This window comes from Bradyrhizobium sp. AUGA SZCCT0283 (assembly GCF_018130385.1).
Taxonomy (GTDB): domain Bacteria; phylum Pseudomonadota; class Alphaproteobacteria; order Rhizobiales; family Xanthobacteraceae; genus Bradyrhizobium.
The window spans coordinates 35,454-58,858 of record NZ_JAFCLU010000013.1 but is presented as its reverse complement, the minus strand read 5'-3'; the positions used below and the strand labels follow the sequence as shown (position 1 = coordinate 58,858).

The 23,405-nt window shown below is 61.6% G+C and carries 17 protein-coding genes and 1 pseudogene; 7 read left to right on the top strand and 11 right to left on the bottom strand.

Translation table 11 applies throughout. The features are described from left to right. Positions 1-7: 7 nt before the first annotated feature. Genes tkt through JQ624_RS19190 form a run of 3 tightly spaced genes read right to left on the bottom strand, consistent with a single transcriptional unit; the run spans position 8 to position 3,970 of the window. Entirely contained in the window at positions 8-2,047 is a 2,040-nt protein-coding gene (gene tkt / locus JQ624_RS19200; protein ID WP_212420467.1) for a transketolase, read from the bottom strand. Next, entirely contained in the window at positions 2,044-2,919 is an 876-nt protein-coding gene (locus tag JQ624_RS19195; RefSeq protein WP_212420466.1) for a phosphoribulokinase, read from the bottom strand. Before JQ624_RS19195 ends, tkt begins: the two co-directional genes overlap by 4 nt. Before the next feature lie 13 nt (positions 2,920-2,932). Continuing rightward, on the bottom strand, positions 2,933-3,970 hold the full coding sequence (locus JQ624_RS19190; protein ID WP_212420593.1) for a class 1 fructose-bisphosphatase: 1,038 nt from the start codon (positions 3,968-3,970) through the stop codon (positions 2,933-2,935). A gap of 150 nt (positions 3,971-4,120) precedes the next feature. Here JQ624_RS19190 and JQ624_RS19185 point away from each other — a divergent pair, with 150 nt between their 5' ends. Next, complete coding sequence (locus JQ624_RS19185) at positions 4,121-5,092, top strand: LysR family transcriptional regulator (protein WP_212420465.1); 972 nt, start codon at positions 4,121-4,123, stop codon at positions 5,090-5,092. Between the two features lie 324 nt (positions 5,093-5,416). Then, positions 5,417-6,650 (top strand): annotated as a pseudogene (locus JQ624_RS19180) (ABC transporter substrate-binding protein). 231 nt (positions 6,651-6,881) lie between these two features. On the opposite strand, the gene JQ624_RS19175 reads toward JQ624_RS19180, so the two are convergent. From JQ624_RS19175 to xoxF5, 6 genes are all read right to left on the bottom strand, one after another. Further along, positions 6,882-8,051 carry a Gfo/Idh/MocA family protein gene (locus JQ624_RS19175; protein WP_212420464.1) on the bottom strand — a complete coding sequence of 390 codons (1,170 nt, stop codon included), beginning with the start codon at positions 8,049-8,051 and terminating at the stop codon, positions 6,882-6,884. Positions 8,052-8,084: 33 nt separating this feature from the next. Beyond that, a complete protein-coding gene (locus JQ624_RS19170) occupies positions 8,085-9,275 on the bottom strand; it encodes a fumarylacetoacetate hydrolase family protein (RefSeq protein ID WP_212420463.1) in 1,191 nt (396 codons plus the stop codon). A gap of 464 nt (positions 9,276-9,739) precedes the next feature. After that, positions 9,740-10,309 carry an S-(hydroxymethyl)glutathione synthase gene (gfa, locus tag JQ624_RS19165; protein ID WP_212420462.1) on the bottom strand — a complete coding sequence of 190 codons (570 nt, stop codon included), beginning with the start codon at positions 10,307-10,309 and terminating at the stop codon, positions 9,740-9,742. 36 nt (positions 10,310-10,345) lie between these two features. After that, entirely contained in the window at positions 10,346-11,452 is a 1,107-nt protein-coding gene (locus JQ624_RS19160) for an S-(hydroxymethyl)glutathione dehydrogenase/class III alcohol dehydrogenase (protein WP_212420461.1), read from the bottom strand. 72 nt (positions 11,453-11,524) lie between these two features. Then, the gene (locus tag JQ624_RS19155; RefSeq protein WP_312014453.1) at positions 11,525-12,004 is read right to left on the bottom strand and encodes a c-type cytochrome, methanol metabolism-related; all 480 of its coding nucleotides are present in this window, start codon (positions 12,002-12,004) and stop codon (positions 11,525-11,527) included. Positions 12,005-12,111: 107 nt separating this feature from the next. Further along, positions 12,112-13,917: a lanthanide-dependent methanol dehydrogenase XoxF5 gene (gene xoxF5 / locus JQ624_RS19150; RefSeq protein ID WP_212420459.1), complete on the bottom strand. Its 1,806-nt coding sequence runs from the start codon at positions 13,915-13,917 to the stop codon at positions 12,112-12,114. Between the two features lie 401 nt (positions 13,918-14,318). Between xoxF5 and JQ624_RS19145 the strand changes: the two genes are divergently transcribed. Further along, the gene (locus JQ624_RS19145; protein WP_212420458.1) at positions 14,319-15,287 is read left to right on the top strand and encodes a helix-turn-helix domain-containing protein; all 969 of its coding nucleotides are present in this window, start codon (positions 14,319-14,321) and stop codon (positions 15,285-15,287) included. A gap of 196 nt (positions 15,288-15,483) precedes the next feature. On the opposite strand, the gene JQ624_RS19140 is transcribed toward JQ624_RS19145, so the two are convergent. After that, positions 15,484-17,676, bottom strand: a complete 2,193-nt coding sequence (locus tag JQ624_RS19140; RefSeq protein WP_249129916.1) for a TonB-dependent receptor — start codon at positions 17,674-17,676, stop codon at positions 15,484-15,486. A gap of 393 nt (positions 17,677-18,069) precedes the next feature. Beyond that, positions 18,070-19,422 (bottom strand): ATP-binding protein, encoded by a 1,353-nt coding sequence (locus JQ624_RS19135; protein WP_212420456.1) that lies wholly within the window; start codon positions 19,420-19,422, stop codon positions 18,070-18,072. A 185-nt stretch (positions 19,423-19,607) separates the two neighbouring features. On the opposite strand from JQ624_RS19135, the gene JQ624_RS19130 reads away from it, so the two are divergent. The 4 genes from JQ624_RS19130 to JQ624_RS19115 all read left to right on the top strand — a co-directional run bounded on the left by JQ624_RS19130 (position 19,608) and on the right by JQ624_RS19115 (position 23,392). Then, positions 19,608-20,228, top strand: a complete 621-nt coding sequence (locus JQ624_RS19130; protein WP_212420455.1) for a response regulator transcription factor — start codon at positions 19,608-19,610, stop codon at positions 20,226-20,228. 34 nt (positions 20,229-20,262) lie between these two features. Continuing rightward, positions 20,263-21,108 (top strand): S-formylglutathione hydrolase, encoded by an 846-nt coding sequence (fghA, locus tag JQ624_RS19125; RefSeq protein WP_212420454.1) that lies wholly within the window; start codon positions 20,263-20,265, stop codon positions 21,106-21,108. Positions 21,109-21,212: 104 nt separating this feature from the next. Continuing rightward, positions 21,213-22,394 (top strand): ABC transporter substrate-binding protein, encoded by a 1,182-nt coding sequence (locus JQ624_RS19120; RefSeq protein ID WP_212420453.1) that lies wholly within the window; start codon positions 21,213-21,215, stop codon positions 22,392-22,394. Positions 22,395-22,411: 17 nt separating this feature from the next. Continuing rightward, a complete protein-coding gene (locus JQ624_RS19115) occupies positions 22,412-23,392 on the top strand; it encodes a YVTN family beta-propeller repeat protein (protein WP_249129921.1) in 981 nt (326 codons plus the stop codon). Positions 23,393-23,405 lie beyond the last annotated feature (13 nt).

Sequence of the window (23,405 nt, the reverse complement as noted above, 5' to 3'; positions counted from 1 at the left end):
ATGGGTGTCATGCGTAGGTCGTCGCCATCCGTGAGCGCGCGATGCAGCGCAGCGCGGCCTTTGCGACCTCATCGGCGGTGATGCCGAATTCGCGGTAAAGCGTTTCCGCCGGCGCCGAGGCGCCGAAGCCGGTCATGCCGATGAATTCGCCGCCATCGCCAAGCCAGCGCGCCCAGTCGCCCTCGATCGCGGCTTCGACGCCGACCCTCGGCACGCGTCCCAGAACGGCGGTGCGGTATTCGCGGGATTGCCGGCGAAACAGCTCAAAGCACGGCGCCGAGACGACCGCGGCGCGGACATTGTCTTTCTCCAGCAGGCTTGCCGCCTCGAGCGCGATCGATACTTCGGAGCCGGTTGCGATCAAGGTGACGTCGCGGCCGGCCTCCGGTTCAACGACGACGTAGGCGCCGAACGCGACCAGGTTGGTTTCGTTGGTCTCTTCGCGGAACGTCTGGAGCGCCTGTCGCGACAGACACAGCACCGAGGGATTGGTATCTGCCCGCAACGCGCAGTCCCACGCCTCCGCCGTCTCGACCGCGTCGCCGGGGCGAAATACCAGCAGATTCGGTATCGCCCGCAGCGACGCCAGATGCTCGACCGGCTGATGCGTCGGACCGTCTTCGCCCAGTCCGATGGAATCATGCGTCATCACATGGATGACGCGGATCCCCATCAACGCGGCCAGCCTGATCGCAGGGCGGCTGTAATCGGCAAAGCTGAGAAACGTGCCGCCATATGGGATGAAGCCGCCATGCAATGCGATGCCGTTCATCGCAGCGGCCATGGCATGCTCGCGGACGCCGTAATGGATATAGCTGCCATCGAGCGTATCGGGCCGCACCGGTTGTTGCGTCTTTGCGCGCGTCAGGTTCGAATGGGTCAGGTCGGCCGAGCCACCCAGCAGATTGGGCAGCGCTTCCGCGATCACGTCGATCACCAATTGCGACGCCTGCCGAGTCGCGATTTTCGGCCGTTCGCTACCGAACCGGGTCCGTATCTGCGCCATCACGTCGGCATATCCACAGGGCAGCTTTCGATTCAGCGCGTCGTGGAACGGCGACCGGCCAGCCGAACTGAGGCGTCTGCTGCGCTCGATCCACGCCCGCCGCGCCGCATATCCCTGTGCACCTACTTCGCGCCAGACATCGGCTACGGCGTCTGGAACCTGGAATGGCGCGTGCGGCCAGTCCAATGCGCCGCGCGTCTTCTCGATTTCATCCGCACCGAGCGGCGCGCCATGCGCCTTTTCCGTCCCCTGACGGTTGGGCGCGCCGAAACCGATTACCGTGCGGCAGGCTATCAGGGATGGCCGGCTGTCGTGCCGGGCCTGTCGGATCGCCGCCGCAACCGCCTCGGGGTCGTGGCCATCGATCCGGATCGCCGACCAGCCTGACGCCTTGAAGCGCGCGATCTGGTCGTCCGAGCATGACAGTGAGGTCGATCCATCGATCGAGATTTCATTGTCGTCATACAGCACGATCAAGCGGCCGAGCTTGAGATGTCCCGCCAGCGAAATCGCCTCCTGGCTGATGCCCTCCATCAGGCAGCCGTCGCCGGCGATCACGTAGGTGTAGTGATCGACAAGATCGTCGCCGAAGCGCGCATTCATCAGGCGCTCCGCCAGCGCCATCCCGACCGCAGTAGCGATCCCCTGCCCCAGCGGCCCCGTGGTCGTCTCCACGCCGGGCGTGTGCCCGTATTCCGGATGGCCTGGGGTTTTCGATCCCCACTGCCTGAACGCCTTCAGCTCGTCCGTCGTCACGCCCGCGTAGCCGGTCAGATGCAGCAACGCATACAGCAGCATCGAGCCGTGGCCGGCCGACAATATGAACCGGTCGCGGTCCGGCCACGTCGGATCGGAGGCATCGAATTTGAGGAAGCGCGAAAACAGCACCGTGGCGACATCGGCCATCCCCATCGGCATGCCGGGATGGCCCGACTTCGCGTTTTCGACGGCGTCGATGGCCAGAAAGCGGATCGCATTCGCCATTTCAGCATGCGAGACGGCCGGCTGGGTGGCGATACGGGACAGAGCGGATTCGGTCATAGCATGCGCCTCTTGCGTTCCATCAGTTGCAGGATCAGAGGGGTGAGGATGAGCTGCATCGCGAGATCGAGCTTCGAGCCGTGGATCACGATCGAATTGGCTCGCGACATGAAGCTGTTCGGAATCATCGACAGCAGGTAGGGAAAATCGATGCCGCGCGGATTTTTGAGCCGGATCACCACCATCGATTCGTCTGGCGTCGGTATCCAGCGCGCAATGAACGGGTTCGACGTGTCGACCGTCGGCACGCGCTGGAAGTTGATGTCGGTTTCGGTGAATTGCGGGCAGATGTAATTTATGTAGTCCGGCATCCGCCGCAGGATGGTATCGGTCACCGCCTCGGCGGTGTAGCCGCGGTCGCTGCGGTCGCGATGCAGCTTCTGGATCCACTCCAGATTGATCACGGGAACGACGCCGATCTTGAGATCGGCATGCTGCGCGATATTCACCTTGTCGGTCACGACAGCGCCATGCAGACCTTCATAGAACAACAGATCCGACTTTTCGGGCAACGGCGTCCATTCGGTGAATGTGCCCGGATCTGCGCCATAGAGCCTGGCCTCTTCATGATCGTGCACATAGTGCCTGACGGTTCCGGTCCCGGACTCGCCGTAGTCGCGGAATAATTTCTCCAGTTCCTCGAACAGGTTTGTTTCCGGGCTGAAATGGCTGAAATGCTTGTTGCCGCGCTCGGCCTCCTCAGCCATTTTTGTACGCATCTCAAGGCGGTTGTAGCGGTGGAACGCGTCGCCCTCGACATAGGCGGCCGCGACGTTTTCGCGGCGGAAGATGTTTTCGAACGTCCTCTTCACCGAGGTCGTGCCGGCACCGGATGATCCGGTAATCGATATGATGGGATAGCTGCGCGACATCTGCTCTTTCCGGTCAGAGAAACAGGCCACGCCGCGCGAACAGCGGCGCGTCGCTATTGTCGAACATCGGTTCGATACCTTCGTGAATGGCGGCAACGTCGCGAACGCCGCGCGTCGATCCCATGATCAGCGGCACCCGCTGGTGTGGTGTTTTCGCCGAAAGTTCGAGAATGCGCCGGCGGCCGGTGGTCGCCGCCCCGCCCGCCCACTCCATCACGAGGGCCATCGGATGCGCTTCGTAAAGCAGACGGAGACGTCCGTCGCGATATCCCGGACGCGCGTCCGCCGGGTACAGGAACACGCCGCCACGGACGAGAATACGAAGCGACTCCGCGACCAGCGACCCGATCCAGCGCATATTGAAATCGGCCGAACCGTTGCCGCTCGTGCCGGCGAGGCATTCGTCGATATAGGTCCGCACCGGCCCATGCCAGTGCCGCCGGTTCGACGCGTTGATGGCGAATTCAGGCGTGTCGGACGCGATCGTCACGCGAGGCGCGATCAGCAGGAACTCCCGGGACCGCCGGTCCAGAATGAAGATGTCGACACGCTCGTCGAACGCCAGAACCAGCGTGGTCTGAGGGCCATAGACCACGAAACCTGCGGCGCACTGCGCCGTCCCAGGTTCGAAGAAGGTGGAGATAAGATCGTTGCCGCGCGAACGAATCGAAAAGATGGTTCCGACCGAGATGTTGTTTTCAAGGTTGGCCGATCCGTCGAGCGGGTCGATGGCGACGCAGAGCGACGCCTCGGCATTGAGCACTTCGGGCAGATCCATTTCCTCGGACAGGACGGCAGCGACCGGGGCGGCACGTAGCGCCGCACGCATCATCGCGTCGGCGGCGAGGTCGATATCCTTCTGATGGTCGCCATCGGAATTGACGCCACGGGTTCGTCCGGTAATGCCGGCCAGCGGTCCGTCGGCGATGAGATCGGAAAGGTCGATCGCCGCGGCGGCAATCGCCTCGATCACGGCGGCCACGGCGGGACCGGTCGGCGTCTCCGACCCAGCATGATCGAGATGCGAGCATAAGGTTGTACGTGCGTCCATGGCCGTTCCCCGATTGGCGCCCTCTTCGGAGCCACTCCAACGCGTCATGCCGTTCGGCACGCCGCCGCCTAACAACAACCCAGTTTGCAAAATTAGTGAAATTTTCTTATCTTTGGCTTTGGCAAAGTTTTTCTTATATTGGATGAACCCATGGCAGGCAGGTTTCCGCGGGAATTGACCATTCGCCAGCTGCGCGCGCTCGCCGCGGTTCACAAGGACCGCTCGGTGACTGCCGCCGCCAAACATCTGCATCTCACGCAGCCGGCGGTCACGCTGCAGATCCGCAATCTGCAGGAGCTTGCAGGTCTGCCCCTGATTCAGCGCACCAGTGACGGGATGCTGTTGACCGATGCCGGGCGAGAGGTGCTCTCGCTCTCCGAGCGTATCGAAGCGGCGATTGCGGACTGTGAGACCTCGCTCGAGATGATGGCGGGAAAGACCGCGGGCCGCATCTCGATCGGCGCCGTCAGCACCGCGAAATATTTCGTGCCGTTCATGATCTCCGGATTTTCGAAACGCCATCCGAACATCGATGTCACACTCTCGATCGGAAACCGGCAGGAGATCGGCACCGCGCTACGCGGCTATGATCTCGATTTCGCGATCATGGGCCGCCCACCAGCCGACATCGACATGGACGTTCACCCCATCGGCGATCATCCCCATGTCATCATCGCGCCGACAAGCCATCGCCTGGTGCGAAAATCCCGCATCCCGCTGAGCGACCTTGCTGACGAAACATTCCTGACGCGCGAACCAGGTTCCGGCACGCGCGGCCTAATGGAGCAGCTGTTCGAAACGGCTGGAATCCGGCCGAAAATTGGCATGGCAATGAGCAGCAACGAGACGATCAAGCAGGCTGTGATCGCGGGTCTCGGAATTGCATTCATTTCGGCGCACACCGTCGCCACCGAGCTCGACGAGCGGCGGCTGGTCACGCTCGACGTGGTTGGCCTTCCCGTCATCAGGCAATGGTTCGTCCTTTCCCGGAAGGACAAGATTTTGCTGCCGCCGGCACGCGCCATGCTGGAGTTCCTCAGCGCCCGCGGCGCGCAGTTCCTGCCGCGGACCCATGGCAGGATAAGGATCACCCGCACCTCGGCGCGCGGCAAACGCCGATAGCGCGATATGCGAATGCAAACGGACTGGCTGAACATCAAGCTGGTCGACCTGGCGCTCCAACACAGAAATGCGCCGGAGCCTCTTGAACATGACGGCCACGCAGGGTGCTCGCGATTGAAAACCAAACCAGCGAAACGAAGTTCGCATCCTCCCTTCCGCTATCAGACTTTAGTTGGTGAGCCCCGCTTCCTGCCTGGCCACGCGTTTCCGCCGGCATGAGCAGCCCATGACGCGCGCACAGGTTGACTTCTCGCCGTGTTCTCCAAATACTTGGCCGAGAACTGGAAGAACCAGTCCGGCAATAATAATCAGTGGGAGGACACGATGCCGACTTCACGCAGAACGCTGCTGAAGACTTCTGCCGCGGCGGCCGCCGCATTCAGCCTCGATTGGACACGCGCGCAGGCACAAGCCGAAACGGTGCGCATCGGCCTGATCTACGACTTGACCGGGCCCTTTGCTGCCGGCGGGTCGGTCGCCTCCTCGATCGGCGCGCAGATTGCCATCGACCTCGTCAACGAGAAGGGCGGCATCGGCGGCAAGTACAAAGTTTCCCCCGTCGCCGCCGATTCCCAGAGCAAGCCCGACGTTGCGATCAATGAGGCCAATCGCCTGATCGACCAGGAGAAGATCGACATCATCAACGGCGTTTATGCGAGCTCGCACGCGGTCCCGCTCGCCGCCAAGGTCGAGCAGCAGAAAAAGATCCTTTGGATCACGACCGCGGTTTCGACCGCCGTGTTCAAGGACAAGAACTTGCAATACGTCTTCCGCGCGCAGATCCATTCCGACCAGTACGGCCAGGCCTTTGCGGGCTTCATCAACGAGCACGCCAAAACCAAGCTCGGCATGGAGCCCAAGGACGTCAAGGTCGCGCTGATTCACGAGGACGGCCCTTATGGGGTCGGCGTTGCCGCCGTATTCCAAGGAGGCAGGCCTTCAGGTCGTGCTCAGGGAAGGTTATTCGGCGTCCGCCCCCGACCTCTCGGTGCTGGTCACCAAGCTCAAGCGTGCCAAGGCCGACGTGATCTCGCACGCGGGATACAACCCTGATATCACCCTCTTCCTGCGCCAGGCACGCGAGAACGGCCTCAAGTTCAAGATGCTGTTCGGCGCCGGCGCGGGCTACAGCCAACTCGACAAGTTGCGTGCGACGTTCGCAGCCGACATCGACAATTTCTGCAACATCGATCCGGTGCCCGCACAATTGCTCGATCCCGCCAAACTGGCGCCCGGCATAGGCGACCTCACCAAAACCATGATCGCACGCTACAAGGAGAAGACCGGCGCGACCGACGTTCCGCCGCACTGCTCGATGGGCTTCAACCAGACCTGGATCCTGCTCAACAACGTGCTGCCCGTCGCCAAGGAAAAATACGGCGGTTTCGATCCCGAGGCCATTCGCAAGGCGGCGCTCGACGTCGACATCCCGCCGGGCGGCACCATCCAGGGCTACGGCGTAAAATTCTATCGGCCCGGCACGCCGCTCTCCGGCCAGAACGAGCGCTCGACCCCGGTCGTGATGCAGAATGCCGGCGAGCATATCTCGGTGGTTTAGCCGACCAATATCAGAACGCAGGACCCGGTGTTCCCGCTGCCGAAATCGTCGGTGTACGCGGTCTAGGGCTTTCCAGTTCGGGGCTTCATCCTTCGAGACGCGGCTAACGCCGCTCCTCAGGATGAGGTCTCGCACCGCACGAGGTGATGGACCCTCATGGTGAGGAGCCGCGAAGCGGCGTCTCGAACCATGTGGCCACCGGACGCGCAACAATCGGATCTCATCAAAGCTTCACAACGTAACGCGCCGCCCCTCCTCCGCGGCCCAATAGCCGGCGTAGTTGACCTTGATCGTCTCAAAAGCCAGCGCAAGATCCGAAAGCGGTTGCCGGCCGGTTGCGACGCATTCCATGAAGTCCTGGATTTCCTGCACGTAGCCGCGCGTCCATTCCTCCTCGATACAGACATATTGCCAGCCGGTCTTCCGGTCGACCTTTTCGGTGATGTAGACGCTTGCGAGCTTCTCCTCGCTGGTCTGATAGCTCATCATGTGCGTATTCGGCGTGATGTTGGCGAACAGCGCGCCGCTGCTGGTATAGGTTTCGATCAGATTCCGGACGCCGCCGGGGATCATGTCACCGGAAAAAACCGTGGCCTTGGTGCCATCGGAAAAGGTGGCCGTGAGCATCCCCCAATCCTCGACATCGACGGGATTGGCCTTGAGCACGGCCCGTTCGTCGGTGCGCAGGCATGCCGTGACGTTACCGACGTCACACGTCACGCTTGCGACGCTGATCGCCTCGCCGCGCGCCTTCGCTTCGACCTGCTTGAGATAGAGTACCGCCGAGAGCGGATGGCATCCCATCCGGATCAGCGAGCCGCCGCCGGTCATCGCCCATTGCGCGGCGTGCGCGGCATGCGAGCCGGAGTGACTCTCCTCCCCCTTCATGAACAGGATTTTATCTTTCGTAGCCTTGAGGACCTCCACAGTCTTGGTCACCGCCGGCGCGTAGATCCAGTCCTCCGCATACATGAAGAGCCTGCCGGTCTTGGCGATCGCCGCGCGGGTCGCGGCCATTTCTTCCAGCACCCGCTCGTACATCAGTGCTTTTGGCACATGTTTGCCGATCGGCAGCTTGTCGCCTTCGCGCCCGAAATAGCCTCCAAACGGCTTCTCGCAGATCACATGCTTACCGGCCTGCATCGCCTCGACGATCATCGACGCGTGTAAATTGGGCGGCGTGCAGATGTCGATGACATCGATATCAGCGTCGGCGATCAAGTCGCGAAAGCTGCGATACGCCGTCGGGATCTGGTGGCGACGGGCAAACTCGACGACATGATCGCCTCTTGCCGCAACGGCCCTGACTTCAATATCCACGCCGTAAACACGCCGGTAGGCATGCATGTGCAGCTCGGAGACGAAGCCGCAGCCAGCCAGACCGATCCTGATTTTCGCCATTGCGGAGTGCTTCCCGGTTGTCGTGGCTTGAGGCTAATTGCCGCTTCGGTTGGCGCCCGTGCGGCGCATCAACGCGGCGAAGAGCTCGGTCAGGCCAAATTTCCAGGGTTCGCAATCGCCGCTGTGGCGCATCCGGTTGGTCAGCCGGCCGAGTTTCGGGCTGGCGACCGTCACCAGATCGCCTTCCACATGGGTGAACCCCTGCCCCTTCGCGGCACGGTCCTGGATGGGCGCGAACATCGTACCCAGGAACAACACGAATCCGTCGGGATATTGATGGTTCTCGTTGATCGTCTGCCCGACGATGTCAGCCGGGTCGCGGCTGATCTGGGTCAGCGAGGATGCGCCGTGCAGCACGAAGCCTTCCGGCCCCTTTACTTCCAGCGATATCTCCATTCTCCGCACGTCATCGAGCGTGAAGCTTTCATCGAAGAACCGCACGAACGGCCCGATGGCGCAGGAAGCGTTATTGTCCTTGGCCTTGGACAACAGCAGCGCCGAGCGTCCTTCGAAGTCGCGCAAATTGACATCGTTGCCAAGCGTCGCGCCGACGATGCGGCCGTCGCTCGTCACCACCAGCACCACCTCGGGCTCCGGATTATTCCAGGTCGATTTTGGATGCAGGCCCGCATCCACGCATGTGCCCACCGCCGACAGGACCGGAGCCTTGGTAAACACCTCCGCGTCCGGCCCGATGCCGACTTCCAGATACTGGCTCCAGGCATTCTGGGAAACCAGCACGTCCTTTACATGCTGCGCTTCGGCCGAGCCCGGCTTCAGCCGCGACAGGTCGGTGCCGACGATCCGCGTCACCTCGGCCCGGATCGCTTCCGCCGAATCCGGATTGCCGCGCGCCCGCTCCTCGATCACCCGCTCCAGCATCGACACGGCGAACGTGACGCCGGCGGCCTTGATCACCTGCAGATCGATCGGGGCAAGCAGCCATGGCCTGGTCGGATCGCGGGTGTCGGGCGGCGTGTTGTTCAAAAGATCCTGCAGCGTCCCTACCCGCTCGCCGCGCGCGGCGCGCAGCGCCCGCGCCGGATCGGCAGTGGCGGCGAGCTGGCTGGCGGTGGGGAAATCCTCGGTGATGTCGAACACGCCGTCCTGGCGGATCGCGACCACCGACGGGCCGGCAAGATCGGGACGCCAGATCCGCCCCATCAGCGCGGCGCCAACGTAATCGTCGGGTAGAATGAATGCGGCGTCTGTGGCGATCGGCATCGTGGGAAATCCTCGCGAGGTCACGTCTGTGCGGTCTAGGCAGCATCGTCCATAGAAGGGAACCGCGCGATGGGTCAACACCTTCGGAAGATACCCACCTTAGGCATTGCGGCTGCCACAACAAAGCTCATCGCGCCGCAACATGCAAAATCAGACGGTCGGTCAAGTGCAGCCGATCTTGCACGCGCCGCAACCTGCCATGGACGACATGGCGACTGAGCAAAGAACTCGGAAGGCTTCGATATCAGGGAATTGTCAACGGGGCCGGTCGCGCCAGAGACCTGCCGGCTCGGCATGGTTGCATGACCTCAAGAGCCGGCAGGCTGCTTTACCCACCGGCATCAACGAAGGAATTGCACGACCTCGTGGCGCTCTCGGCGTGCGGCTCCGCTGATGGCGATCGCCATCAGCGCGGGTTCGAAATCGGGCAGGATCAGGCCAGCGCCCGTTTCAGGCCGCCTTGTTCAAGCCGCTTTGGCCTTGGCCTTTGCCACATGGCTGGAGATCGCATCCATCAAGGGCGGTGACAGGCAATCATAAGGCTCAAGCCCGAGTTCCTTCAGCCGAGCCCTGATTCCATCCATCTCGCCCGGTTGGACGCCGGACTCCAGCACGGACGACACGAAAGCGGCAAACCCCGGGGCTGCCCATCCACCTTCCTGGAACAGTTCGGGATGGATGAAGTCGAGGCCATAGAATGGATGCCCGGTGTTCTCGATCCGGCCGTACATATGCGTACCGCAGGCCTTGCAGGCATAGCGCTGGATCGTCGCCGACGCGTCGACAATCTGCAGCTTGTCGCCGTTCTCGAGCACCTTCACATTGTCGCGCGGGACGACAGCGACGACGGAGAAGGTTGCGCCGGCGGGCTTCCAGCATTTGGTGCATCCGCAGGCGTGATTGTGGGCCACATCGCCCGTGATGGCGACCTTGACCGGCCTGTCCGTGCACTTGCAGACAAGGGTTCCGCCGGCAAAACTGCCGGTCCCCTTCTTTACGCCGTTATCGACCGATGGGTGAATATGAACAGTCATGGGCCTATCCTCCTTGTGTTTTAAGTTTCTCTGATTTCAGAACACGACAACCGAGCGGATCGACTTGCCCTGATGCATGAGATCGAATCCCTGGTTGATCTCCTCCAGCTTGAGGACGTGCGTGATCATCGGATCGATTTCGATCTTTCCGTTCATGTACCAGTCGACGATTTTCGGCACATCCGTGCGGCCGCGTGCGCCGCCAAACGCCGTGCCCTTCCAGACCCGGCCGGTCACCAGTTGGAACGGCCGGGTGGCGATTTCCTTGCCGGACTCCGCGACCCCGATAATGACCGAGACGCCCCAGCCGCGGTGGCATGCTTCGAGCGCCTGCCGCATCACATTGGTGTTGCCGGTGCAGTCGAAGGTGAAGTCGGCGCCGCCGTCGGTGAGTCCGACCAGATGCTGGACGATGTCACTGACCTTGGTCGGGTTGACGAAATGCGTCATGCCGAAGCGGCGGCCCCAATCCTCCTTGGAATCGTTGATGTCAACACCGACGATCTTGTCGGCGCCCACCATCTTCGCGCCCTGGATGACGTTGAGCCCGATGCCGCCAAGACCGAACACGACGACATTGGCGCCCGGTGTCACCTTGGCGGTATTGACCACGGCGCCAACGCCCGTCGTCACCCCGCAACCGATGTAGCAGCTCTTGTCGAAGGGCGCGTCCTCGCGGATCTTTGCCACTGCGATCTCCGGCAGCACGGTAAAATTCGAGAAGGTCGAGCAGCCCATATAGTGGTAGATCGGCTTGCCCTGATAGCTGAAGCGCGAAGTGCCGTCCGGCATCAGCCCCTTGCCCTGCGTCGCGCGGATGGCGGTACAAAGATTGGTCTTGCCGCTCAGGCAGCTTTTGCACTGCCGGCACTCCGGTGTGTAGAGCGGAATCACGTGATCGCCTGCCTTGACCGACGTCACGCCCGCGCCCACTTCGCGGACGATGCCGGCGCCCTCATGACCGAGGATCGACGGAAAGATTCCTTCGCTGTCGAAGCCATCGAGCGTGTAGGCGTCGGTGTGACAGATTCCGGTCGCCTTTATCTCGACGAGGACTTCTCCGGCCTTCGGGCCTTCCAGATCGACCTCGACGATTTCAAGAGGCTTCTTGGCCTCGAATGCGACAGCAGCGCGGGTCTTCATCTTAAGCTCCACATTTTCTTTTCAAGTCGCTGCACGGACGTACCGAGACGCGCCCCTCGCATGTTCGGCATATCACTTAGCTCCCATGCAGGACTTTTCCGCCTCAGTATAGGCCTCGGGTTTGTCTTCACGCTTGGCAGGCCGCACGCGGCCCACCGCGTCATGCGCGCGGGCGCGCAGATAGACGTAGAGGTCGTCCATGTAGCAGGCGACATTCGGATTATCGCCGAACGCCGGCATGACGTTCTCTTGCGCGGTACTGATGTTCTTGCGACCGCTGGCGACCACACCGAGGAAATCGCCGTAACTCATCGTCTTCAATGAATCCTGTAGCGCCGGCGCGTAGGTCGATCCCATCCCGTCAGGGCCATGGCAGACATGGCATTCGGAGTGATAACGACGGTATCCGGAATAGGTGTACCAATCGACCGTCCCGTCCTGCGCGACCTTGAAGGTCGGGTTGCCTTCCTTGTCGAGATACTTGCCATCCTCGGACTTGACGGCGGTCGGATCGTCCGCAGCGTGGGCAACCGATCCCGGCGCCACCAGCACGAGAGTGGCTGCAATCAACCAGATTTTACGCAAGAGCTCATCCTCGACGTTCGGTCTAGATCACCGGCGCGTGGAACGAGCCACGCGCCGGACGAGGTGGTCCTGCTTTACTGCGGCAGCGCGAACACCGTGAGCGTGCCGCCGAGCGCGGTATAGTTGCTCAACGCGGCATAACCACCGACCGCGCCGAGTCCCGCAGTCGGATCGGTCAGACCTGCGGCAAGGCCGATACCCGCCCAGCCGCCGACGCCGGACAGCACGGCCACATACTGCCTGCCGCCCTGCTCATAGGTATTGACGTTGCCGATGATGCCCGACGGGGTCTTGAACTTGTAAAGTTCCTTGCCGGTCTTGGCATCGACTGCCTTCAGATAGCCTTCGAGCGTTCCGTAGAACACCACGCCGCCAGCCGTCGCGAGCGCTCCCGACCACACCGAGAACTGCTCCTTGTTCGACCAGACGATCTTGCCGGTCTTGCCATCCCAGGCAATGAAGTTGCCCATGTGGCTTTCGCCCTGGGGCGGATACATCGACAGGGTTGCGCCAACATAGGGCTGGCCCGCGGTGTAGCTCACCTTGAACGGCTCGTAGTCCATGCAGACGTGGTTGGTCGGCACGTAGAACAGTTGCGTATCGGGCGAATAGGCTGCCGGCTGCTCGTCCTTGGTGCCGAGCGCGGCCGGGCAGATGCCCTTGGTGTTCTTGTCTTCGCCGCCCTTTTCGGTCGAATATTGATCGACCACCTTGGGACGCCCGTAGGTCGGCGAGCTCTTGTTCATGTCGACGCCGGTGGTCCAGTTCACCTTCGGATCATACTTCTCGGCGACCAGGAGTTCGCCGGTTGCACGATCCAGCGTGTAAGCCAAACCGTTGCGGTCGAAATGGGTCAACAGTTTGCGCTCTGCGCCGCCGACTTGCTGGTCACTGAGGATCATTTCGTTGACGCCGTCATAGTCCCATTCGTCATGGGGCGTCATCTGATAGACCCACTTGGCCTTTCCGTCGTCCGGGTTGCGCGCGAAGATGGTCATTGACCACTTGTTGTCGCCCGGACGCTGCTTCGGGTTCCAGGTCGAGGGATTGCCCGAACCGTAATAGACGAGGTTCAGACTGGGATCATAGGACAGCCAGCCCCATGTGCAGCCGCCACCAATCTTCCATTGGTCGCCCTGCCAGGTCTTGAGGCTCGAGTCCTTGCCGACCGGCTTGCCGAGTTCGGTGGTACTGACGGGATCGACCATGATCTGATCGTCCGGCCCTTCGGAGAAGGCGCGCCAGGCCTGCTTGCCGGTCTTGAGGTCGTAGGCCGTGACGTGACATTGCACGCCAAACTCGCCGCCGGAAATGCCGACCAGAACCTTGTCCTTGACGACGAGCGGCGCGGAGGTGCCCGTGGCGCCTTTGCCCGGATCTCCGTTCTTGACGCTCCACGCCACCTGCCCGGTCTTGGCATCGAGCGCGACCAGGGTGGTGTCGGCCTGATGCAGGAAGATCTTGCCGTCGCCATAGGCCACGCCGCGATTGACGGTGTCGCAGCACATCACCGGAATGACGTTCGGATCCTGCTTCGGCTCGTACTTCCAGACGATCTTGTTCTCCTGCGAAAGGTCAAGAGCGTAGACCTTGTTCGGGAACGGCGTATGGACGTACATCATGTTGCCGATGACGAGCGGCCCGCCTTCATGGCCGCGCAGCACGCCGGTCGAGAAGGTCCAGGCAACTTGGAGCTTGCCGACATTGGCTGCGTTGATCTGATTCAGTTTCGAGTAGCGTGTATTTGCGTAGTCGCCAGCGGGCATCACCCAATCTTTCGGGTTCTGCGCCATCTTGCTCAGCTCTTCGTTGGCATACGCGACGCCCATGGCGAATGTCGCCATGGTGCCGATACAGGCAGCGGATAGCACCTTGCGCATAGTGGTTTCCTCCCAGATTAAGAGTTTTGGGTTTCCGCCGAGACGGCCCATTTTCCATTCTTGGTCCCTATTCCTATCCCGTTCGGAAATAGGAAACTTGCCCAAGAGCGAACCGCGTTTGCTCAAAAGCGAAACACAATGAACTTTTTAATTTTTGACCGTCGGGAGCCTCTTCTCATGCTGCGAAGCATCAATCGTGGGCTTGTTCCCACAAGCACCCGCGCGTCCCGAGATTGAGGTTCCCCTTGACGCAGCCGAAACTAAGTTGGAGGATTGTCAAAGGGATATTGGGAAGAATCTGCGCGACTTCCCTGGGACCGCCTTAAGTTGAGTCAAATGTAGCGTCCTGTGACCGAAGCTTTTGCGAGGTCGCGGCCTGTTCTCGAATCGGTGCTTGGACCATGTCCCATACAGTCCGCTCACTCAGCACGTCCGGGTTGGCGCCGAAGAAGCAGATCCAAACTTGGTCAGATGCTCTGACCGATCTCTGCGGCCAGTTTGACGTCGATCCGCTGGAAGGTTCTTCGCTCGAGGGGCGGATAAATTACACAACCGTCTCGCAGCTGAAACTGTGTCAGATCGAGGCGAGCCAGCATCGCATCGCGCACACGGTCTCAGGCACAAAACTGAGCGAACATCCCTACGTCAAGATACTGTTCCAGACCTACGGCATCTCGCATTTCGAACAGGGCGGCCGTCGCATCGACATCATGCCCGGCGATTGCCTCGCCTATGACGTCTCGTGTCCGCACACGATCGTCAGCCCCTCGCTGACCCGGCACGAGGTCGTGATCGTCCCAAAGGAACTGCTGCACGAACGCGGCTTCCGCACGGCGAAGATGTTGCCGTGCAAGCTCTCTGCGCGTAACGGCACCGGCCGCATCGCCTACGACTTCGTGCACACCGCGTTTGACGAAGCGAACAGGCTGTCGCCCTACAACGCCATCGGCGTCGCTGATTCGCTGATCGATCTCTTGCTGTTGCCGCTGCGCGAGGCCGACACGATGTTCGATCGCGTCGGTCCCGAGGCGATGTACATCCGGGCTCAGGCCTTCATCCGCGAACATTTGCGCGACCCGGATCTTTGCATCGACCAGATCTCGGCGGCATTGGGCTGCACCAAGCGCTATCTGCACATGCTGTTCAGCGACAAGGGCATGACCGTCAGCGATTACATCTGGCGGGCGAGGTTGATGCACTGCCGGCAGGAGCTGGAGACCCAGCACGGCAAGACGATCACGGATGTCGCATTTTCGTGGGGCTTTTCCAGTTCGTCGCACTTCAGCCGAGTGTTCCGGAAGCATTTCGGGTTCGTTCCCTCCGCCATCCACAAGGCGCACTGCGCCGATCCGGCGCCGGACGTTTCCTGAAAACGGAACGTCCCGGTTGCGGCAACGATGTTTTGCCGCGCATCAACGGCGCCTCTCCCGTCGGGTAATGGAAACGGCAAGCCGTTTCGCTGGCCTAGAGCGCGATGACTTTTCTTCGAATCGTCATCCCGCTCTATCTCTTTGATTTGAGCATGATCTTTTCGGAAAACCGATACCCACTTTTCCGGATCATGCTCTAGAAGGTCGCCTTTAGCCCTGCATAGAAGGCACGCGGGCGCGCCGGGCTTACGGAGCGGGCGTCAGTAAACTGCACGCCGCCATTGGCGAAATTGGGTACGTCACCGGCATCGAAGAACGTCCCGTAGGTCGCATAGCGATTGTCGAAGATATTGTCGATGCGGCCATAGATCTGGAACGTCTTGTTGATCTGGTACGAGGCGTGCAGGTTGAAAACCGAATACCCTGGCAGCCTCGCCGCCTGGTTGGATTCATCGCCGACAAAATACTGGCTGCCGACGAACAACGCGTCGCCGCCGACCTTGAAAGCGTCGGTGACTGAATAGTCGAAGCCAAGCTTGACCCGGTTGCGCGGGATCGCGGGGATGCGGTTGCCCGGCAGGACCTGGATAGTGCCAGTGACGGGATCGGCGAACGGGCTGTGGGAGTTGAGCTCCAAGGCGTCGAGGAAGCGCGCATCCACGAGGGCATAGCTGGCATAGAGTTGCAGCGTCTTCGACGTCAGATTGACTTGGGCCTCGATGCCCTGGCGCCGTGTCCTGCCCACGTTCTGGAAGTAGCCAAAACCCTGCAACGGGACGGGAATCGCCAGGATGTCATCGGCATTGGTCGCGCGGAACGCGCCGACCTTCCACCCGAGCGTTCCGATATTCAGCTCCTTGGTGCCGCGCAAACCGGCCTCAACGGTACGGGATACGACCTGCTTCAGCGGCGGATCCGAGATCAGGAAGGCCCCGATGATACAGGGGCGCGCAGGGTCGGCGCATGCGAGCTCCAGCGGGGTCGGTGCACGATTGGCTTCAGAATACCCCGCATAGGCCGTCAGTTCCGGCGTGATCTTGTAGGTGCCGCCGATCATCGGATTGAAGCGGCTGAACGTATGATTGCCGTTGAGCGCGGTGCCAATCTGATCTTCAAGGTTGATGCTTGCATAGTTGAACCGGCCGCCGCCCGAGATTGAAAACGCGTCCGTCACGTCGAACGTGTCTTGCGCATAGAGTCCGCTGTAACGGTTGGTGGCGCGAAGCGAGACCGGACCGATCGAAATCGGAGTGCCGGACGGTCCGAGAAATACGCCGCTACCGCTGACGACGTAGTTTGAGCCGATCGTGCCCAATTCGGCGCTGGCCCCGAAGCGGGTGACGCCGGAATCGAAACTGGCGCCGACCATGAACTGGTTGTTGTGCCCAAATAGCTGGTCGGTGTTGGTGGCTTGCAACGTCGCCCCGGTCGTCGTCGAACGGGTTGTTGTCCGGTCGATCTGCCCCAGCACGGCGTCGGTTGGGAAGGGATTTACGATCGGAACTCCGTTGACGCCATTTGCAAAGCTGCTGTCGTCGTTAAAGCAAAGCAGCGTGTCGTTGGGGGGCGCACATGGCTGGGTCGCGGTCGGATTGCCATCCACCGTCTTGTGCTGGAATGCCCGGACGTGCGCCGAACCTTCGATCGTCCAGGTCGGCGTAGCCTCGATTTTTCCGGTCAGATTGACATAGCCAACGCGGTTGGCTGTCGTCTGCGGCGTGGTGTAGGTCGCCCCCCAGTAGTTCCGGAGCAATTCAACCGGCACCGTCGCTGCCGCGCCAAAATTGTTACTGGCGACGCCCATGTTGAGATGGAATTCGCTGCTGTCGGTCTTGTAGCCGACATCCCCATAGAAGCGGCGGACCTTTGATTCAGAGAAATTGCGGAATCCGCCGTCGCGCAGTCCCTCCAGCGCCCCATAGACGGAAAAATTGTCGATCTGCTTGCCCCACTGCGCCGAGCTTTGGATACGCCCGAACGAACCGCCCATCGTGTTGATTTCGGCACCCTGGTAATTGAAGCCGTTCTTCATCAGCACGTTGACCGCCCCGCCCAGGGCGTTGAGGCCGAACGCGGGATTGTTGGTCACGACCGTGACCGACCTGATCGCAGCCGTCGGGATCAAGTCCCAGTTGACGGTGTCGCCGAACGCTTCGTTGACGCGCACCCCGTTCTGGTAGACCGCGAGCCCCTGGGGCGTACCGGCGACGGGAGATGCGACAAAGCCACGGAACTGTATGTCCGGCTGAAATGGATTGCCGGTCGTGTCGCTGACGATGATGCCAGGTACCTGTTGCTGCAGCGCATCCGCGATGTTGAGCGAGCCGGTCCGCGCGATCTGCCCTGCCCCGACCGCGTTGACGCTTGCCGGTACTTTGTCGACATCCATCCCCGAACTGGCTGTCGTCGTGGGCGCGGTCGGATAGACAAAAACTCTGCGCAAGTTCCTGGCGGCCTGAGGCGCTCTTTTGCTGCGGCCTGGTTTGGCAACTGTGGCCGGGGCGACGACCTCGATGGCCGGCAAGACCTCGCTATCGCCGGACGCAGTTTGGGCCTGGGCATAGTCGATCCCGGGAACGACGCATATCGAGATTGTCCCGACCAGCAACAAGCGTACGCCCATATGCCCCCACCCCACTCCATCCCCGCTGCATTTCGGATGCCGGTTAGCGGACGATACTAGTGAGAAGGCAACGACGCGCTAGCTGCAAAAGGTCTGGTTCCCGAAATGCATTCCTCCCGAAAGAGACCGGGAGAAATTCCCGGATGGCGCTTCGACCCATCAATGCTGCGATCCGTGGGGAACGACCGCTTCTACCGTGACACCTCCGTTGCCGGAGACGACATTCAGCGTACCGCCCAGCGCCAGTATTCTCTCGCGCATACCGATCAGGCCGAAGCCGAACTTGTGATCCGGCGCCAAACCGCGACCGTTATCGCTGACGCGCACCAGGGCGCAACCACGATTTCCATGCATTCCCGCAGCCTGTTCGACCGTGACGGTGACGGAGGTCGCGTCGGCGTGGCGGAAGGCGTTTGTCAGGGCTTCCTGAACGATGCGGTAAACCGTCAAGTCGGTGACTTCTCCGGTCTCATCAGGCGCGGACGCAATGTTCGCATCAATAGTTACGTCGGGACGTGATTCCCGCCACAACCGCAAGAGCACGCCGAGCGCCTCGCGCAATCCAAGCTCCGCCAGCCCGACGGGCCGCAGCTTCTCCAGTATCCTGCGGTTGAACTGCTGCAGCGCATTGATCTGCTCCAGGATGGCGGTGCTATGTTTGCGCAGTGCATCCGCGCCGGGCGCGCGCCCGTCCTCCGAAAGCCGCATCAGGGCGCCGGCGTGGGCGCGCAGCGTAAAGAGATATGGCCCGAACTCGTCATGCAATTCGCGCGCGATCTCCTTGCGCTCGAGATCCTGCAGCGAGACCGTGCGTTCGGCGAGCCGTCGCTTGTCTTCGACGGCCTCGCCGAGGGCGCCAGCAAGGTGGTTCAGCTTGGCACAGATCGCCGCCAGTTCGGGCGCGCCGCCGGGCTCGACGCGTGAACCATAGTGCCCGGCCTCGATATTCGCCATGGCTTGCGAAAGTGCCCGCAGCGGCGCCAGCGCGCGGCCAACCACCATCATGGTAATCAGAAAGAGTGCGATGGCGAGGGCGGAACTGACCGCAAGCTGGGTGATGATTCCGTCCCATATCTCGGCCATTTCATCGTTCGGGTGCGACGTGATCACCAGCGACTGCGGCCTCCCATGGATGGTGATCGGCACGCTCACGGCGGTCGTTTCCGGATGAACGAGCGCGATGAACCAGGCCGGCGGCGACCGTTCGTCGTCGCCGTTACCGGAGCGCTCGCCTGTGGAGGTATCGCCCTGCCGCGTGATACTGACGTGCCGAAGCCGGCTCAGGTCGCGAACGATCTGGTTCAGCCGCGCGTCCGGGTCCGGCGCCTCGTTAAGGCCGGGAACGATCGTCTCCACGAATTCGCGCGCCAGCCGTATGACACTTTGATCTTCGGCTCGAACACGAGGGCCCGCCTCCACCACCAGCCGCGCGATATTGATGGCCAGGCCGAGCGTCAAACCCAGCGCCAGCAGCAAATTGATCCGGGCCCGCAACGATAATTTCTGCCACATGAGGTTTGCCCCAATCGCGTCGCAATCAGCTCCCCGGTCGAGAGGACCGTTGACAGTCGAAAAACCGACGATCAGATTGAAGCGTACAGCAATCTCGCTGGCGTTGCATGGTCGGCCTCGCGCCGGCGCAGGTACCGCCTGACGCAATGCAGCAACGAAACTGAAGCAGCTCGGGGATCGATGCAATGCGTGTTCTGATCGTCGACGATCATCCCATCGTTGCTTCGGGCTGCCGTACCGTGTTTGCCGACGAGCCGGAGATCGTGCTGCTGGAGGCCGCCGACGCTGAGAGCGGCGAACGCGTGTTCGTCGCCGAGCACCCCGACATCTGTGTGATCGATATCAACCTGCCGACCGTGTCGGGGTTCGAATTGGCGCGGCGCATTCTTGCGCACACCGCTTCCGCTCGGATCATCATGTTCAGCATGAACGACGATCCGGTCTTCGCCGCGCGCGCCATTGAAATCGGCGCCAAGGGTTATGTCGCCAAGACCGGTGATCCGCAGGATCTGGTCGAGGCCATCCATGAAGTCGGCAAAGGCGGGGTCTATCTGCCCTCCGCGATCGCGCGAAGCATCGCGTTTGCCGGACCGGCATTTGCCCGCAGCCCGCTTTCCAAGCTCACCTCGCGGGAGATGGAGATCCTGCGCCTGCTCAGCGCGGGCAAGAGCCTTTCCGAGATCGCGTGGATGGTTCATTCCTCGTACAAGACGGTTGCCAATACGTCGTCGATCATGCGCCAGAAGCTCGGTGTACGAACTTCCGCCGAACTGGTACGGCTGGCAATCGAAAGCGGCGTAGCGTGAGAGAATTGCCGCGCGGCGCAGGAGTCCAGAGATCATGACCATGCAAACCGTTTCGCTTAACAAGTCATATGGCGGAACGCAGGGCGTCTATCGACACGCCAGCCGCGAAACCGGGACCGACATGACCTTCTCGGTCTATGTCCCTCCGTACGCCGCCGGCGCCAGGCTGCCGGTGGTCTGGTATCTCTCGGGCCTGACCTGCACCCACGCCAATGTGACGGAAAAGGGCGAATTCCGCAGCGCCTGCGCTGAGCTTGGACTGGTCTTCGTTGCGCCCGACACCAGCCCGCGCGGCGAAGGCGTGCCCGGCGATCCCGCCAACGCCTACGATTTCGGGCTAGGCGCCGGTTTCTATGTCGATGCGACGCAGGCGCCGTTCGCGCGCAACTACCGCATGTGGAGCTATGTCACCGAAGAATTGCCGAAACTGGTCGCCGAAAATTTTCCCGTCGACCCTAACCGACAATCCATTCTCGGCCACTCCATGGGTGGCCATGGCGCACTGACGGTCGCGCTGCGCCATCCCGACCGCTATCGCGCAGCAAGCGCGTTTGCGCCGATCGTCGCTCCCTCGCAGGTGCCATGGGGCATCAAGGCGCTCGGCGGCTATCTCGGCAGCGACCGGCAAGCATGGCGCAAGCACGATACGGTTGCGTTGATCGAGGATGGCGCCAGAGTATCCGATCTATTGGTCGACTACGGCGATGCCGATCCGTTTCTGACCGAACAGCTCCGCCCGGAACTGCTGCAGGCCGCATGCGAGAAAGCCAGGATCCCCCTCAACCTGCGCCGGCAACCCGGCTATGACCACAGTTACTACTTCATCTCCACGTTCATGTCCGATCATCTGCGCTGGCACGCGGAGCGCCTGAAGGGCTAAAGCCGTCCCGACAGAATTGAGTTGCAAGCCAAGACAATTCGGTCATGGTTCAAGCCAACGGTCTTCGATGCGGGGAAGTCGAGAAGACCTGTCAGGGAGGAGCCATGATCCGATGGTTGGTCGCTGCGATCAGTTTGAGCATCGCGGCTACCCCCGTGCTCGCGGCCGACCCTATCGAGATCGGCATCGGCTATCTCGGCCGTGCCGGCGTCAAGGCGAAATTGTCACTCGTCGAACTGCCGGCCGAGAACGACGGCCTTGCCGGCGCACGCCTTGCCACCGAAGACAACAACACCACGGGCAAGTTCCTCAATCAGCATTTCACGCTGGAGGAAGTCCGGCTCAAGGACAATGAGGACGTCGCCAAGTCAGCAGCAGCGCTTGCCGGGCGCACCGGCTTCATCATTGCCGACCTTCCGGCGGACGATTTGTTGAAGGCAGCTGATGCGCTTCGCGACCGCGGAACGCTGCTGTTGAATGCCGGCGCGATCGACGACCGGCTGCGCGAGCAGGATTGTCGTCCCAACGTGATCCATGTCGCACCGACGCGCTCGATGCTCGCGGATGCGCTCGCCCAGTATCTGGTGTGGAAGCAATGGAAGCGCTGGCTGTTCGTCGTCGGCTCGCATGAACCGGATAAATTGTACGCCGACGCATTGCGCCGTGCTGCGACGCGCTTCGGCGCCAAGATCGTTCAGGAGCGGACCTTCGAAGATACGGGCGGTGCCCGCCGTACCGATAGCGGCGTCACCTTGATCCAGCGGCAAATGCCGGTATTCACCCAGCAGGCGCCGGCCTATGACGTCCTCGTCGCTGCCGATGAAAGCGAGGTATTCGCGTCCTACCTGCCCTACCGTACCTGGGACCCGCGGCCGGTCGCCGGCTCGGCAGGTCTAGTTCCGACCAGTTGGCACGCCGCCCAGGACCAATGGGGCGCGATCCAGATCCAGAACCGGTTTGTAAAATTGAATTCGCGACACATGACCGCACTGGACATGCAGGCCTGGACGGCAGCGCGTATGATCGGCGAAGCGGCGTCGCGCACGAAGTCCGGTGATCCAAAGGCGGTATCGGAGTTTCTCAAAGGGCCCGACTTTTCCATTGCGGCGTTCAAGGGACGGCGGTTGACACTGCGGGACTGGAACCTGCAGCTTCGTCAGCCGATCCTGCTGGTCGATGGACGCATGGTAGTCTCGGTTTCCCCGCAGGAGGGATTTTTGCACCAGGTGTCGGAGCTCGATACGCTTGGCGCCGATCGGCCCGAAACCAAGTGCAAGCTGCAATGAAAGAGGATGGATTGCGTATGTGGCATCGCTGCCTGCTTTCCGGAATGGCTGTCTGGCTCGCGGCGGCGACCCCCGCTTCGGCTTTCATCGCCTATGTGTCCAACGAGAAGAGTAACACGGTAACCGTCATCGATACGGAGAGTTGGACCGTCACCAAGACCATCAAGGTCGGCCAGCGGCCGCGCGGCATCGAGTTCACGAGGGACGGCAAGTTCGTGTTCGTCGCCGTCGGCGACGACGACAGCATTCAAGTGATCGACGTTGCGAAGCAGGAGGTCGTCGACACTTTGCCGTCCGGCCCCGACCCCGAGCTGTTCGCCCTGGATACCGACGGCAAGGTCCTCTACGTCGCCAACGAAAACGACAACACGGTAACGATCATCGACGTCGAAAAGCGCGCCCGTCTCGGCGAGATCCAGGTCGGCGTCGAGCCGGAGGGCATGGCCCTCAGTCCGGACGGAAAAATCCTGATCAATACGTCCGAGACCACCAACATGGCGCATTTCATCGACACCACGACGCGCCAGATCGTCGCCAACGTTTTGGTCGATGCGCGCCCGCGCTTCGCCGAGTTCAAGCGTGACAATTCCGAAGTGTGGATATCGTCGGAGATCGGCGGCACCGTTTCGATCATCGACCCGGCCAAGCGGGCGGTGACGGACAAGATTTCATTCAACATTCCCGGCTTGCGGAGCGAAGCCATCCAGCCGGTCGGCATCGGCATGACCAAGGACGGCAAGACTGCTTTTGTCGCGCTCGGTCCCGCCAATCGCATCGCGGTCGTCGATGCCACCAGCCACAAGGTCACCAAATATCTCTTGGTGGGTCAGCGGGTGTGGCACATGGCATTCACCCCGGACGAGAAATATCTGATGGTTACCAACGGCGTGTCGAACGACGTCTCGGTGATCGACGTCGCCGCGCAAAAGGTCATCAAGACGATCCAGGTCGGCGAGCTGCCCTGGGGGATCACGATTGCACACCATGACGGCCACTGACGCATTTTCCGCC